Source organism: Herbaspirillum sp. Her4 (assembly GCF_057961335.1).
This window is the reverse complement of record NZ_CM176330.1, coordinates 4080637-4095711: the sequence shown is the minus strand read 5'-3', so window position 1 is coordinate 4095711 and position 15075 is coordinate 4080637. Positions and strand designations below refer to the sequence as shown.

9 protein-coding genes are annotated in these 15075 nt (G+C 65.4%); all 9 read left to right on the top strand.

The window, feature by feature from the left end; all coding sequences use genetic code 11:
• Positions 1 to 2: 2 nt before the first annotated feature.
• The 9 genes from glgX to ACWFUC_RS18490 all read left to right on the top strand — a co-directional run bounded on the left by glgX (position 3) and on the right by ACWFUC_RS18490 (position 15071).
• Positions 3 to 2270 (top strand): glycogen debranching protein GlgX, encoded by a 2268-nt coding sequence (glgX, locus tag ACWFUC_RS18530; protein ID WP_489622958.1) that lies wholly within the window; start codon positions 3 to 5, stop codon positions 2268 to 2270.
• Entirely contained in the window at positions 2267 to 4165 is a 1899-nt protein-coding gene (treZ, locus tag ACWFUC_RS18525) for a malto-oligosyltrehalose trehalohydrolase (RefSeq protein ID WP_489622957.1), read from the top strand. Before glgX ends, treZ begins: the two co-directional genes overlap by 4 nt.
• Positions 4162 to 6426 (top strand): 4-alpha-glucanotransferase, encoded by a 2265-nt coding sequence (malQ, locus tag ACWFUC_RS18520; protein WP_489622956.1) that lies wholly within the window; start codon positions 4162 to 4164, stop codon positions 6424 to 6426. The genes treZ and malQ overlap by 4 nt, the downstream gene beginning before the upstream one ends.
• Positions 6426 to 9383 carry a malto-oligosyltrehalose synthase gene (gene treY / locus ACWFUC_RS18515; protein WP_489622955.1) on the top strand — a complete coding sequence of 986 codons (2958 nt, stop codon included), beginning with the start codon at positions 6426 to 6428 and terminating at the stop codon, positions 9381 to 9383. The genes malQ and treY overlap by 1 nt, the downstream gene beginning before the upstream one ends.
• Positions 9384 to 9596: 213 nt before the next feature.
• Positions 9597 to 11285 carry a glucose-6-phosphate isomerase gene (gene pgi, locus ACWFUC_RS18510; RefSeq protein ID WP_489622954.1) on the top strand — a complete coding sequence of 563 codons (1689 nt, stop codon included), beginning with the start codon at positions 9597 to 9599 and terminating at the stop codon, positions 11283 to 11285.
• Positions 11286 to 11317: 32 nt separating this feature from the next.
• Entirely contained in the window at positions 11318 to 11851 is a 534-nt protein-coding gene (locus ACWFUC_RS18505) for a hypothetical protein (protein WP_489622953.1), read from the top strand.
• A 368-nt stretch (positions 11852 to 12219) separates the two neighbouring features.
• Complete coding sequence (locus tag ACWFUC_RS18500; RefSeq protein WP_489622952.1) at positions 12220 to 13824, top strand: sensor histidine kinase; 1605 nt, start codon at positions 12220 to 12222, stop codon at positions 13822 to 13824.
• A gap of 57 nt (positions 13825 to 13881) precedes the next feature.
• Complete coding sequence (locus ACWFUC_RS18495; protein WP_489622951.1) at positions 13882 to 14346, top strand: response regulator; 465 nt, start codon at positions 13882 to 13884, stop codon at positions 14344 to 14346.
• Positions 14343 to 15071 carry a response regulator gene (locus ACWFUC_RS18490; RefSeq protein ID WP_489622950.1) on the top strand — a complete coding sequence of 243 codons (729 nt, stop codon included), beginning with the start codon at positions 14343 to 14345 and terminating at the stop codon, positions 15069 to 15071. The genes ACWFUC_RS18495 and ACWFUC_RS18490 overlap by 4 nt, the downstream gene beginning before the upstream one ends.
• Positions 15072 to 15075: the final 4 nt, after the last annotated feature.

The following is a 15075-nucleotide window of genomic DNA, read 5'->3' as shown; positions in this document are numbered from 1 at the left end:
TAATGAGCGTCGCCTTTCCTGATCGCCTGATGCCAGGCTTGCCTTACCCCCTCGGTGCCACCTCCGACGGCCTGGGGGTCAATTTTGCGGTGTTCTCGGCCAATGCCACTCGCATGGACCTCTGCCTGTTCGACCCCTCCGGCAAGCGCGAACTCAAGCGCATCACGCTGCCCGAATGTACCGATGAAGTGTGGCACGGCTACCTGCCCGGTGCCGCGCCCGGCCTGGTCTATGGTTTCCGTGCCCACGGTCCTTACGAGCCGACCAAGGGCCATCGCTTCAATCCCAACAAGCTGCTGCTGGATCCGTACGCCAAGCGCCTGGTCGGCCAGGTGCGCTGGACCGATGCGCTCTATGGCTATCGCCTGCACTCGGCGCGTGCCGACCTGTCCTTCGATCGTCGCGACAGTGCCGCCGCCATGCCCAAGGCCATGGTCACCGATGATGCCTTCGTGTGGGAACACGATCGCCTGCCGCAGGTGCCGTGGAACAAGACGGTGATCTACGAGGCCCACGTCAAGGGCATTTCCAAGATGCGCGATGATCTGCTGCCGCATGAGCGCGGCACCTTCGCCGCCTTGTCCGATCCGGCCTTCATCGATCACCTGCTGCGCCTGGGTGTCACCACCCTGGAACTGATGCCGGTGCACGCCTTCCTGCAGGACAGCTTCCTGATCGAACGCGGCCTCTCCAATTACTGGGGCTACAGCACGCTGTCGTATTTCGCCCCGGAGCCGTCCTACATGTCCATGGGCGATCCCAACGAATTGCGCATGGCCGTGCGCCGCCTGCACAGCGCCGGCATCGAGGTGATTCTCGACGTGGTGTACAACCACACCAGCTGCGGCAGCGAACTCGGACCCACGCTGTCTTTCCGTGGCCTCGACAACGCCAGTTACTTCCGTCTGCTGCCGGGGCAGGAGCGCTATCACATCAACGATACCGGCTGCGGTAATACGCTCAATCTGTCGCATCCGCGTGTATTGCAGATGGTGATGGATTCGCTGCGCTACTGGGCGCAGTCCTTCCATATCGACGGCTTCCGTTTCGATCTGGGTTCCACCTTGGGACGCGAGCCGCATGGCTTCGATCCGGGTTCGGGCTTCTTCGATGCGCTGTTGCAGGACCCGGTCCTGTCCAAGCTCAAGCTGATCTCCGAACCTTGGGATATCGGCCCCGGCGGCTACCAGCTCGGCAATCATCCGGCGCGCTTCGGCGAGTGGAATGACAAATTCCGCGACGACATGCGCAAGTTCTGGAAGGGCGATGAAGCCATGCGCGGCGGCTTTGCCCAGCGCATGATGGGCTCGGCCGAACTGTTCGAGCACAATCGCCGCAAGCCTTGGGCGACGGTCAACTTCATCGCCTCGCACGATGGTTTCACGCTGCGCGATCTGGTCAGCTACAACGGCAAGCACAACGACGCCAATGGCGAGAACAACAACGACGGCCACAACGACAACGCGAGCTACAACTGGGGCGCTGAAGGCGAGACCGATGATCCCGCCATCCAGGCCACCCGCGCCTGTGTGCAGCGCTCCATGCTGGCCTCTACGCTGCTGGCGCAGGGCACGCCGATGCTGCTGGCCGGTGACGAGTTCAATCGCAGCCAGGGCGGCAACAACAATGCCTATTGCCAGGACAACGACATTTCCTGGATCAACTGGGAACAGGCCCGCTCGCCAGAGGGTGCAGCGCTGACCGCCTTCGTCGGCCGCGTGACCGCGATCCGGCGCGACTTCGACGTCCTGCGTGCGAGTTACTTCCTGCATGGCAACCAGATGGTGGCCGATGGCTTGCCGGATGTGGCCTGGTTCGATGAATCGGCGCAACCGGTCACCAGCGAAGACTGGAACAACCCGGTGGCGCGCGCCATTACCTTGCAACTGGCGGGCAAGCGGTTGGAGCCCCATAAACAGCTGAGCTCACGCTTGTACGACGCCGCCAACGTGGGCGCGGACGGGCCGGGCGAGGCGCAGGAAGTGCCGCCTGATGTGCTGATGATCTTCGTCAATGCCGGTCACGAGCCCATCGAATTCAGCTTCCCGCGCACCGAGGGCGAGTACTTCCTGCTGCTCGACTGCGCCCAGCCGACCGGCATGCCGGAAGGCGAGGGCGGCCAGGTCAAGGTCGACGGCAGCGCCTCCGTGCAGGTCCAGGCGCACACCCTGCAGGTGTTTGCCAACCGGCCCCTGCATCTGTCTTCGGCCATCTATCCGCTGGCCGCCAATGAATGGATCAAACGCAACGAATGGGGAGAACGCGCATGAGTGCCCGCTTTTCCGTGAAGCTGCCGTTCGGCGCGCAGGTCACCGCGCCCGGCCAGGTGCGCTTCCGCGTCTGGGCACCCGGTGCCGACGCGGTCGCGGTGGACATCACCGGCCGTGGCCGCCTGCCCATGAGCGCCGAGGATGCGGCCTCCCCGGCGTGGTACGTGCTCGAGACCGAGTGTGATCCGGGCACCCTGTATCGCTATGTGTTCCAGACCCGCGAGCAGGGCGAAGTGAGCGCACCGGACCCGGCCTCGCGCGGCCAGGCCGGCGATGTCTTCGATCCCAGCGTGGTGGTCGATCCGGAAGCCTTCCTCTGGCAGCACACTAACTGGCAGGGCCGTCCGTGGGAAGAGACCGTGCTGTACGAATTGCACCCGGGCGCAATGGGCGGCTTTGCCGGCATCCAGCAGCGCCTGGCCGAACTGGCCGAGCTGGGCATCACCGCCATCGAACTGATGCCGGTGGCCGAATTCCCCGGGGCCCACAACTGGGGCTATGACGGCGTGCTGCCGTTCGCGCCCGATGCCAGCTATGGCACGCCGGACCAGCTCAAGGCGCTGATCGATACCGCGCACGGACTGGGCATGATGGTCTTCCTCGACGTGGTCTACAACCATTTCGGGCCGGATGGCAACTACCTGCACAGCTATGCGCCGGATTTCTTCCGTCATGACATGAATACCCTGTGGGGTGCGACCATCGATTTCCGCCGGCCGGAAGTGGCGGACTTCTTTACCCAGAACGCGCTGTACTGGCTGCAGGAATATCGTTTCGACGGCCTGCGCCTGGATGCCGTGCACGCCATCTGCGAGCCCGATTGGCTGGTGGCGCTGGGCCAGCGCGTCCGTGCCGAGATCGGCAATGAACGCCATGTGCATCTGGTGCTGGAGCATGACGGCAACGCCGCGCATCTGCTGGGCTATACCGCTGCCGTCGAGGCCGAGGCGGAAGTGGCCGAGATCGGCCAGGTGCGCGAGCGCTCCAGCCATGTCTACGATGCGCAGTGGAATGATGACGCCCATCACGTCCTGCACGTGCTGCTGACCGGGGAGGACAGCGGCTACTACAGCGCCTATGCCGAGGCCCCCGCCGAGAAACTGGCGCGCTGCCTGCAACAGGGCTTCGTCTATCAGGGCGAGGTTTCGCCGTATTCCGGTGAGCCGCGTGGCGAGCCCAGTGCGGACCTGCCGCCCACGGCGTTCGTCAATTTCCTGCAGAACCACGACCAGATCGGCAATCGCGCCTTCGGTGAGCGCCTGACCGTGCTGGCCCATCCGCTGGCCTTGCACGCCGCACAGGCCCTGATCCTGCTGGCACCGCAGGTGCCGATGCTGTTCATGGGCGAGGAATTCTGCGCGGTGCAGCCTTTCCTGTATTTCACCAGCCATCGCGACGAGGAACTGGTGAAGGCAGTGCGGGAAGGGCGCCGACGCGAGTTCGCGCGCTTCCCGCAATTTGCCGATCCCAAGCTGCTGGAGCAGATTCCGGATCCCAACAGTTTTGCCACCTTCGTGTCCTCCATTCCGGAGCCCGGTCCGGCACCCGGTTCGGCGGCTTGCCTGCGGCGCGTCGCCGAACTGCTGCACATTCGCAAGCTGCACATCGTGCCTTACCTGCGTGGTGCCAAGTCGCTGGAGGCGCGCGCCATCGGTCCCAAGGCCGTGCATGCGCGCTGGCAACTGGCCAATGGCAGCGTCCTCAACATCACGGTCAATCTCGACGAAGCGCCGCTGCAGGAAGCCCTGGACGATCTGGCCCGGCCGGCCGGAGCCGACGTGCTCTTCGACAGTGGCAGCGCACTGGAGGCGCTGGCCGCCGGCAGCTTCCCGGGCCATGCCATCCTGGCACTGCGCGAACCTCCGGCCGCCGCCGAGGCCGGGAGCGCAGCATGAACGCCGCCCTGCGCCAGCCGGCTGCGTCAGCGGCCCCCGAACTCATTGCCCCTGTGAATTCGTCCTCGTCTGAAAACGATTTATATCGTTTGGCAGAACGTGCCGGCATTGCGGTCCACTGGATCGACGCTTACGACCAGCCGCAGGTCGTGGCCGATGAGGCTTTGCAGGCCATCCTGGAAGCGCTGGGCCTGCCCTGCGCTACGGCCAGCGACTGCCGTGACAGCCTGGCGCAGCTCGACCGCGAGCACGCGGTAGGCTACCTGCCTCCGCTGTTGACGGGCGTACAGCATCAGCCGGTTGCACTGCCTGCGCATTCGCGCTTGCATGGACTGTCCTGCCGCGTGGAGCTGGACAACGGTGCCCGCCTGACCCTGCTGATCTCCTCCGATCTGAACGCGCCGCCGACCTTGCCGCCCATCGATGTCCCCGGCTATCACCGCCTGCTGGTGGCAGGTCACATCCTGACGCTGGCCATCGCACCGCCGCGTTGCTACACCATTGCCGATGCACTGGCCGAGCAGGGCCGCGAGCGCGGCTGGGCGCTGGCTGCGCAGGTCTATGGCTTGCGCAGCGACAGCCTCAAGGAAGCGCGCAAGGTCTATGGCGACGGCGGCATCGGCCACTTCGGCGCGCTGGCCGAGCTGGCACCGCTGGCCGCGCACTATGGTGCTGCCGCGCTGGCGATGTCGCCGGTGCATGCCATGTTTGCCGCCGATCCCGGCCGCAGCAGCCCGTATTCGCCGTCCAGCCGTCTGTTTCTCAATCCGTTTCTGATCGATCCGGCCGGCATTCTCGGTGCTGATGCCCAGGCCCAGGTGCTGGCCGAGGGCGGCTCGGAAATGATCGCCGCGCATGAACGCCTGCAACAATCCAACCTGATCGACTGGGCGCGCGCCGGTGCGCATCGCATGACGCTGCTGCGCCGGCTTCATGCGCTGTTCCGCACCGAACATGCCGGCGATGCCACGCAGCAGGCGGCCTTCGCCGCCTTCCAGCTCGAAGGCGGTGCCGCACTGCGCGCACACGCCTTGTTCGAAGCCTACAGCCACCACCTGAGCAGCCAGGGTGTCGCCGGTTGCTGCGACTGGCGTCAATGGGGCGAGGCTGGCCGCCATCCCGATACGCCCGAGATGCAAGCCTTTGCGGCCGAGCATGCGGGCGAGATCGACTTTCACCTGTTCCTGCAATGGCAGGCGGCACGCCAGCTGGCAGAGGCCCAGCACAGCGCTCGGGTGGCGGGCATGGCCATCGGTCTCATCGCCGATCTGGCCGTCGGTGCCGACAATGGCGGCAGCCAGGCCTGGAGCCATCAGGACGAGATCGCCGCCGGCCTGACCGTCGGCGCGCCACCGGATCGCCTGGCCCCGCAGGGCCAGAACTGGGGGCTGGGCGCGTTTTCGCCACTGGCCCTGCGCCGCACCGGCTATCGTGCTTACCTGTCCATGCTGCGCGCGACCTTCGCGCAGGGCGGCGGGGTCCGCATCGACCACGTGCTCGGCTTGAACCGCCTGTGGTTGGTGCCGCAGGGGAGAGAGGCCGATGCCGGGGCCTATGTATCCTTCCCCCAGCAGGACATGCTGCGCCTGATTGCGTTGGAGTCCTGGCGCTATCGGACCATCGTCATCGGCGAGGACCTGGGCACCGTGCCGCCCGGCTTCGATACCGTGCTGGATGAGGCGGGTGTCTCCGGTATTCGCGTGCTCTGGTTCCAGCGTGAGAAGACGGGTTTCCTGCCGCCCTCGGACTGGTCGCGTCAGGCCATTGCCGTGACGACCACCCACGACCTGCCGACGGTGGCCGGTTGGTGGTCCGGTGCCGACCTGGCCTGGCGCGAGCGTCTCGGCCAACTGGAGGACGGCTTGCCGGCCGCCCGTGAGCAGCGCCGCGAAGAGCGCAGCCAGCTCTGGCAAGGACTGGTGCAGCAGGGCTGCGCGAGCGGCCCGCTGCCCGAAGCTGCGCCGGCCCTCAATGAAGGCGACGAAGAGTCCGCCTTGCCCGTTGCGCTGGACGACTGTGCCATGGTGGTCGATGCCGCACTGGATTACGTCGCCGCCACGCCTGCCTCGCTGGCCGTGGTGCCGGTGGAAGACATCCTCGGCCTGACTCAGCAACCCAATCTGCCCGGCATGACCGAGCCCCACCCCAACTGGCGTCGCCGCTTGCCGGAAGACACGCCGCAACTGTTTTCCGCCTACGCCGCCAAGGCCAGGCTGGAGCGCCTGCGCCGCGTGCGCGGCGGCACCGCCAAGGAGATTTGATGCCAGCCCCTTCCGTATCGCCAGACCCTGCGGCGCACAGCAGCATCCCGCGCGCCACCGCGCGGCTGCAGCTGCACCGTGATTTCCGTTTCGAGCAGGCGGCCGCGACGGTGGACTACTACCACCGCCTGGGCATCAGCCACTTCTATCTTTCACCCATCCTGGTGGCGCGCCCGGGTTCCACCCATGGCTATGATGTGGTGGATGCCACCCGCATCAATCCCGAACTGGGGGGCGAAGCCGGACTGCGCCAGTTGCACCAGCGCTTGCACGCACAGGGCATGGGCATCGTGGTCGACATCGTGCCCAACCACATGGCCGTGGGCCATCACAATGCGTGGTGGCAGGACGTGCTGCGCTGGGGCCGCCACAGCCGCCACGCCGAATGGTTCGACATCCATTGGGACAGCCCCGATCCGGCCCTGAGCGGCAAGGTCCTGCTGCCTTTCCTGGGACAACCCTACGCGGAAGCGCTGGAGGCGGGCGAGCTGGTGTTGCGCTTTGACGCCGACCACGGCGAGCTGCAGATTGCGCATCACGACAATGTGTTCCCGCTGACGCCCACGGATTACGCCGCCGTACTGGAGACGGCAGGCAGTGCGCGACTCAAGGATGTGATCGCTGCCTTTGCCGCCATCGATCCCGCGCAGGAGGGCAAGGATGGCCGCGCCGATTCCGCCCGCGCGCAATTGCGCGCCCTGGCCGCCGATTCCGAGGCGTTGGCCGACATCGATGCCGCGCTCGCTGCGTTCTCGGCCAGCCAGCCGCATGGCCTCAGTGCCATGCATCAATTGCTGGAGCGTCAGCACTATCGTCTGGCGTACTGGCGCAATGCCGCCGATGAGATCAACTGGCGGCGCTTCTTCGAAGTGAGCGAACTGGTGGGCATGCGCGTGGAGCGCGAAGACGTCTTCGAGGCCATGCATGCAGAGATCTTCCGGCTTTATGCCGAGGGCATCATCGATGGCTTGCGGCTGGACCATATCGATGGCCTGACCGATCCTGCTACCTATTGCCTGCGTCTGCGTGAGCGCCTGCGATCGCTGCGCGCCGGTCACGAACCCTATCTGATCGCCGAGAAGATTCTGGCCGGCGACGAAAGCCTGCCACCCGGTTGGCAACTCGACGGCACCACCGGTTACGAGTTCATGGACCAATGCGCAGCGGTGCTGCACGATGGCGAAGGCGAGCCTGTGCTGGACGAACTCTGGCGCGACATCGTCGGCGAATTGCCGGTGACGGCCGATCAGCTGCAGAGCCACGGTCCGGGCGAGTTGTGCCATTTCCCTACCATCGTGCAGGAGGCGCGGCGCAGCTTCCTGGTGCGCAATTTTGCTGCGGAATTCAATGCCCTGACGCTGTGCCTGCACCAGCTGGCGCGCAGCGCCACGCAGACGCGCGACCTGACGCTCATGTCCATCCGCCGTGCAGTGGCCGAGCTGCTGGTGCATTTCCCGGTCTACCGTACCTACGCCAACGAGCAGGGCATGCCGGCCGGGGAGCGCGAGCTGCTGGCCGCTACCGTGCAGAAGGCCGAGTCCACGCTGCATGCGGCCGACCATGCCACGCTGCATGTGGTGGAAGGCTGGCTGGGCGGGGACCTGTTGCTGGATAGCCGCGATGCGCATCGCCGCGCCCTGCAGCTGCGTGCCATGGCGCGATTCCAGCAACTGACGCCACCGCTGACGGCCAAGTCGATGGAGGACACGGCCTTCTATCGCTTTGGCCGACTGCTCTCGCGCAATGAAGTCGGTGCCGAGCCGGCCCATCTGTCACTGTCGGTGTCGCACTTCCACCGGCTCGCGGCCAGACGCGCCGAGCAGACGCCGGGCAGCCTGCTGGCCACCGGCACCCACGATCACAAGCGCGGGGAGGATGCCCGCATGCGGCTGGCCGCGCTCTCCGAAATTGCCGAGGAATGGTCCACGGTGCTGCGTCACTGGCACCAATTGAACGCGCCCATCGTGGCGGCGACGGCGGGCCAGCAGGGCGGCATCGATGCAGTCGATGAATGCATGCTGTACCAGACATTGGTCGGTGCCTGGCCCGACGGCATGCGTGCCGGTGACGATGACCTCAGTGCACTGGGCGAACTGGCCGAGCGCGTGATCGCCTGGCAACGCAAGGCCTTGCGCGAAGCCAAGCGCCGCAGCGACTGGGTGGTGCCGCAGACTGACTACGAGGCGGCCTGCGAGCGCTTTACGCGCGCGCTGCTGTGTGATCCGGGACTCGATCCGCGCCATCATCCTTTCCTCACCGAGCTGGAAGATTTCGTGCGCCGGCTGGCACCGTTGGGCACGGTCAACAGCCTGTCGCAGACGATGCTCAAGCTGACCTCGCCGGGCGTACCGGATTTCTACCAGGGCAGCGAGCTTTGGGATTTGAGCATGGTCGATCCCGACAATCGTCGTCCGGTGGATTTCGCCTTGCGTGAACGGCGTCTGGCCGACGCCGTCAGCCGGCCGGTGTCGCTGCGCGACTGGCAGAGCGGCAGCGCCAAGCAGCAATTGATTCACGCTGTGCTGCAGTACCGGCGCGATCATGCGCTCCTGTTTGCGCAGGGTGCTTATGTTCCGTTGACTACCCACGGCAAGCTGGCGCGGCACGTGATTGCCTTTGCCCGGCTATTGCCGGTGCAGGAAGGGGGCGAGCACGCGCTTGAGGCAACATTGGTGATCTGCACGCGCCTGGCCGGTCATCTGCTGTCCTTCGAGGGACGCCGCGAAGAGGCCTTGCCGCTGGTCTCCGCCGAGTCGTGGGGCGATACGCGCATCGCCATTCCGCAGGTCCTGTCGCATGCTGGCGGCGGCATGCGCCGTTGGCGCAGCGTGCTCACCAGTGGCCAGGGTGAGCTGGAGGAGTGCGCCATGCCTGATGGCGAACGGGGCGGCAGCATTGTGGTGGCTGACATTCTGGGCAGCCTGCCGGTGGAATTGCTGGCGTTGCGTGTGAATTGAGCCGTAGCGTGAAGAGCCCCCGAACAACCGATTGTTCGGGGGCTCTGAGTTTCACGGATGGCGCTGCGCTTGTGTGCGTCGTCACGCATGACTTCCTCTTTTCCTACATGGAAATGTTCCGCCGTCCGATGTCGTGCATTCGTCTCCGGCCACTACCATGACGCGATACCGGCATCTCCGCCGGCCCCGCCATGTTGTACAAGGAGTTTGCGCATGACCAAGTTGCCCGCCGCCGATCTGCAGCTGCCGCTGTTCACCTATGGCCAGCGCCAGTCGCTGACCGAGAAGAGCGCCTGGATCGCCCTGCAGGAACACCATCAATACAGCGCCCGCCATTTCCGGCTGGAGCGTCTCTTCGCCGCCGATGACAAACGCGGTGAAAAACTGGTGGCCGAAGCCGCCGGCATCTATCTCGACTATTCCAAAAACCTGGTCACCACCGAGACCATGACCCTCCTGATGAACCTGGCGCGCCAGTGCGACCTGCAGGATCGCATCGAGGCCATGTTCCGCGGTGACCGCATCAATGCCACCGAGCAGCGCTCGGTCTTGCACACGGCCCTGCGCACGCCTGCCGACGCACGCCTGGTGGTCGAAGGCGAGGACGTGATCGCATCGGTGCAAGAGGTGCTTTCCCGCATGGAGGCCTTCGCCGAACAGGTCCGCAGCGGTGCATGGACAGGCCACACCGGCCGTCGCATTCGCCATGTCGTCAACATCGGCATTGGCGGCTCCGACTTAGGCCCGATGATGGCGTACGAGGCATTGCGACCCTATGCGCAACCGGACCTGTCTCTTCACTTCCTCTCGGACGTGGACGGTGCCGCGCTGCTGGAAACGGTGCGCCACCTGCCTGCCGAGGAGACGCTCTTCATCGTTTGTTCCAAAACCTTCACCACGCTCGAAACCACCACCAATGCGCGCGCGGCGCGCGACTGGCTGGTGCGGCAGTTGGGCGAGGAAGCGGCGGTGGCCCGTCATTTCGTCGCGGTGACGACCAACATCGAGGAGGCCAGCCGCTTCGGTATCGATCCGCAGAACATGTTCGGTTTCTGGGATTGGGTCGGCGGCCGCTATTCGATGACCAGTGCCATCGGCCTGTCCACCATGATCGCCATCGGGCCTGAACATTTCCGCGAGATGCTGGCCGGCTTCCATGCCATGGATGAACATTTCCGTACCGCCCCGCTGGAAGCCAACGTGCCGGCCATCCTTGGCATGCTGACCGTCTGGTACACCAATTTCTTCGGTGCCACGAGTCAGGCGGTGTTGCCTTACAGCCAATACCTGAAGCGCCTGCCGGCCTACCTGCAGCAGCTGACCATGGAGAGCAACGGCAAGCAGGTGAATTTGCAGGGCGATGCCGTGGACTACCAGACCTCGCCGGTTTACTGGGGTGACAATGGCATCAATGGCCAACATTCCTTCTACCAGTTGCTGCACCAGGGCACGCAGATGATTCCCTGTGATTTCATCGGCTTCTGCCAGCCGGTGGAAGCGCTTGGCGACCACCATGCGCTGCTGATGGCCAACATGTTTGCCCAGGCTGAGGCACTGGCCTTCGGCAAGAATGCGCAGCGGGTGCGGGAAGAGGGCACGCCGGAATCCTTGACGCCGCATCGCGTCTTCTCTGGCAACCGTCCCAGCAACAGCATGCTGGTGGAGCGGCTCACGCCCCACAGCCTGGGCACGCTGGTGGCCTTGTACGAGCACAGCGTCTTTACTCAGGGCGTGATCTGGAACATCGATTCCTTCGATCAGTGGGGCGTCGAGCTGGGCAAGCAGCTGGCCAAACGTACCGCGCGCCAGTTGCTCGATCCTGCTGAACCGCTGCACCATGACAGTTCCACCAACGCCCTGATTCGCCGTTATCGCAGCGCCTGGTCCGATCAGAACGATTGAGCCGCGCTGCCCGCCCTTGCGCAGGAGAGACCATGAGCACCATCATCGCCGCCCGTTTCGATTTGCAGGAAGACGCCACGCATGCGGTCTCGGTGCTGGAAGAGGCCGGCTTTGCACGAGACCGGATCAGCAGTTTTTTCGTCAACCCGGCGGGCCAGCATGACCGCTTTGCGGTCGGCGGCGATCGCGACAAATCACCCGGTGCCGAAGATACCGACCGCGGTGCCGCCGTCGGTGTTGCAGCGGGCGCCGGTGCGGGAGCGGCTGCCGGTCTGGCCACCGCCCCAGTGACGGGCCCGCTCGGCCCCGCCTTGGGCGGTCTGGTCGGCGGCCATCTCGGTGGCTTGGTCGGCAGCCTGGCCGCGACCGATGAGGTCACGCCGCCGCGGCGTCTGGCAGGGATGCTGGTAGCAGTCGCCGTGGAGGACGAACCACAATGCCTGCAGGTCATCCGCCTGCTGCAAGGCGTGGACGGCAGCGATCTGGAACGCGCCGAGGGCAACATCCGCGCGGGCGACTGGACCGACTTTGATCCGCTTTCCCAGCCGCAGCCCGTCAATGCGTAGGGGCGCAGGGCTCCACGCCCCAGGCGCCGAATAGCCTAGTTTCATCCGAGCCCGGCAGTGTCCTGCCGGGCTTTTGCATTGACGCTTGCCATCGCGCACACGTGCGGGCATATTGTGAGTTTATAATCGTGCGTAACAATTGATTACCAGAAACGCACGCCTGCGGGGCCGGATCAACGTGACCCATGGTCCGCAAGCAAACCGGGACGTGCGCAGGACAGAACAACAAGGAAACGCCGAAGGGGGCGCACTGCAGGTCAAGCCCGATGCCGTCCGATGCAGCCTGGCATTCGCCGGGCAGCGAGTGGTGGCAGCGCTGGACCGGTGGCTTTGCACCGTAAGAATGATCATGAAGCGGGCGAATGCACATGAGATTGCTGACCAAGGGCTTGCTGATCGTTGCCATCCCAAGCCTGTTTGAAGTGCTGCTGCTGGGAGCGCTGTTCAAGGTCCAGGCCGATGCCGGGGATGCCGAGGGCTGGGCCTCGCATTCCCTGCAGGTGATGAACAAGGCCGCCGAACTGCGGGAGCCGATGCTGCTGGAGGCAGTGCGCGTGCGCAATGCGGTTCTGTTGGACCTGCCTGACACCCTGAGCCGGGGCGACCTGTGGGCCGACATCGAGGTCAAGACCGGCGAGCTTGCGCGTCTGGTTGCCGACAACGCGTCGCAAAGCGCGGCGGTACGCACGGTGCATGAGTCCATTGCCAGTTACCGCAGCTGGGACGACGGTGCCCGCGAGCGCCTCATGCGCGGCCAGCGCGACGACCTGATGCGCCAGTTGCGCGACGAACAGGGCGCACACCGGCTCTCCACCTTCCTCAATCTGCTCGACAACTTCGTGGCCGAAGAGCGGCGTCTGGGTGCCGAACGCAGCGAGCGCCTGCAGGCGGCACGCCGCTCGCAGACCTGGCTGCTGATCTTGGCGGTGCTGGTTTCCATCGTGACGGCCGCACTGGCCTCGCTGGCGTTTACGCGCAATATCAGCACCCGCATCGGCGTGCTCACCGGCAATGCCCGCCGCCTGGCCGATGGCCAGCCGCTGGCGGCGCGGGTAGGTGGCCATGATGAGATATCCCTGCTCGACGATGCCCTGCATCGCAGCAGCGAGCGCCTGGCCGAAGCCGCGCGCCAGGGCCAGGGTTACCGCGAGGAACTGGAGCAGCGCGCGCGCGAACTGGCCGACGTCAACACCGACCTGCGCCAGCAGACCCAGGACAATGAGATGTTCATCTACAGCGTCTCGCATGACCTGCGCTCGCCGCTGGTGAACCTGCAGGGCTTCAGCAAGGAGATCACCCATGCCACCCGGGATCTGCTGGACGAGGTGGATCGCCTGGCCCTGCCCGAACCGGACCGGCAACGCCTGCGCACGCTTGTCGAAGAGGACATCCATACGTCGCTGCGCTTCATCCAGAATGCCGTGACACGCTCGGCCGGGATTATTGACGCCATGTTGCGACTGTCCCGTGCGGGCCGTGTTGAATACCAGCCGGTGATGCTGGACATGCATGCCATCGTTACCCGCATCGTCGCCGCCATGAGCGGCAGCATCCGCGCCAAATCCGCCCGGGTCGAGATCGAAGCGGACCTGCCGCCGGCCTATGGCGATCCGACCTCGGTAGAGCAGGTGCTCGGCAACCTGGTGGGCAATGCCGTCAACTATCTTGATCCGGGCCGTCCGGGCCACATCACCATCGGTCACGTGCCGCAGGCCGACAGCGTGGTGGCGGCACCCAGTCTGGTGACCTATTTCGTGCGCGACAACGGGCTCGGCATTCCCGCCGCCTACATGGACAAGATGTTCATCGCTTTCCAGCGCCTGCACGGCAACGCCGCCAAGGGCGAAGGCATCGGCCTGGCGCTGGTCAAGCGGGTGGTGGAGCGGCACGGCGGGCGCATCTGGGTGGAATCGGTCGAAGGGCAGGGCAGCTGTTTCTACGTCGCCCTGCCGGCCCGCCCGCCGGTGTTCTGAAGGCATTCGAACCGTATCGGACAAAACAGGGATCAACAACGGACAAGGGGGAACGAGATGGCCACAGAGCAGAGCGTCAACATCATCCTGGTCGAAGACGACGACGGCCATGCCGTGCTGGTCGAGAAGAACCTGCGGCGCGCCGGGCTGGTCAACGGCTTCCAGCGCCTGCGCGACGGGCAGGAAGCGCTGGACCATTTTTTCGGGGGCGAGCTGGGGCGGACCGACCTGCAGCAGGTGGTGGTGCTGCTGGACGTTAACATGCCACGCGTGAATGGCGTAGAGGTGCTGCGGCGAATGAAGCAGGACGCGGCCACGGCAGCCGTTCCGGTGATCATGCTGACCACGACCGACGATCCGCGCGAGATCGCCCATTGCTATGAAGTGGGCTGCAATGTCTACATCACCAAGCCGGTGGAATACGACGACTTCATCGAAGCGGTGCGGCGGCTGGGCTTCTTCCTGCAGGTGGTCAAGCTGCCGCCGCCGGGCGCGCCGGTGCGGGAGAGCGATTCCCGATGAGCGGTGCGACCGTCCATGTGCTGGTACTGGAGGATGACGAAGGCCTGCTGGCTCTGGCCGGCCGTGTGCTCAGGAAGCAGGGATACCGTGTCACCGCCGTGGCCGATGCCGAGTCCGCCCAGGCGGCCGTGCAACAGGATCGGCCCGACCTGCTGATCGTGGACTACAACCTGCAGGCGCTGGACAGTGGTCTGGATTTCTTCCGCAGCCTGCGGGCTGCGGGCATGGGGATCCCGGCCATCATGGTCTCGGGCATGTCGGATGAAATGCGCATCATCGAAGCCTTGCGGGCTGGCGTAGCCGATGTACTGCCCAAGACCAGCGATTACCTCGACCACTTGCCGCAATGCGTGCAGCGCGTGCTGGCGCAGCAGCGGCAGGCCGGTGATGCCGGGCAGAATGATGAGCGGCTGCGCCAGCTGCAGGCCGAGCGCGACGCGCTGCTGGCTGAGGTGCAGGCGGCGCAGGCCGAGATCGAGCGCCTGCGCAGCGCACGCGATGCCTTCCTGCGGACGCTGTCACAGGAACTGCGCCCGCCGCTCAATGCCATCCTCGGCTGGACCGATTACCTGCTGCAAGGCGGGACGGATGCCGCCAACCTGCACAAGGGCTTGCAGGTGATCGAGCGCCATGCGCGGGCGCAGTCGCAGTGGGTGGAAGACCTGCTTGCCCGGCACCGCGTCCTCTCCGGCGCACTGCCGGAGCAGGAGCGGGACTGGCCTTGATGCG

Excerpts from the sequence above, each read along its gene's own strand:
- glgX (WP_489622958.1), top strand. The coding sequence starts at position 3 with ATGAGCGTCGCCTTTCCTGATCGCCTGATGCCAGGCTTGCCTTACCCC.
- treZ (WP_489622957.1), top strand. The coding sequence starts at position 2,267 with ATGAGTGCCCGCTTTTCCGTGAAGCTGCCGTTCGGCGCGCAGGTCACC.
- malQ (WP_489622956.1), top strand. The coding sequence starts at position 4,162 with ATGAACGCCGCCCTGCGCCAGCCGGCTGCGTCAGCGGCCCCCGAACTC.
- treY (WP_489622955.1), top strand. The coding sequence starts at position 6,426 with ATGCCAGCCCCTTCCGTATCGCCAGACCCTGCGGCGCACAGCAGCATC.
- pgi (WP_489622954.1), top strand. The coding sequence starts at position 9,597 with ATGACCAAGTTGCCCGCCGCCGATCTGCAGCTGCCGCTGTTCACCTAT.
- ACWFUC_RS18505 (WP_489622953.1), top strand. The coding sequence starts at position 11,318 with ATGAGCACCATCATCGCCGCCCGTTTCGATTTGCAGGAAGACGCCACG.
- ACWFUC_RS18500 (WP_489622952.1), top strand. The coding sequence starts at position 12,220 with ATGAGATTGCTGACCAAGGGCTTGCTGATCGTTGCCATCCCAAGCCTG.
- ACWFUC_RS18495 (WP_489622951.1), top strand. The coding sequence starts at position 13,882 with ATGGCCACAGAGCAGAGCGTCAACATCATCCTGGTCGAAGACGACGAC.
- ACWFUC_RS18490 (WP_489622950.1), top strand. The coding sequence starts at position 14,343 with ATGAGCGGTGCGACCGTCCATGTGCTGGTACTGGAGGATGACGAAGGC.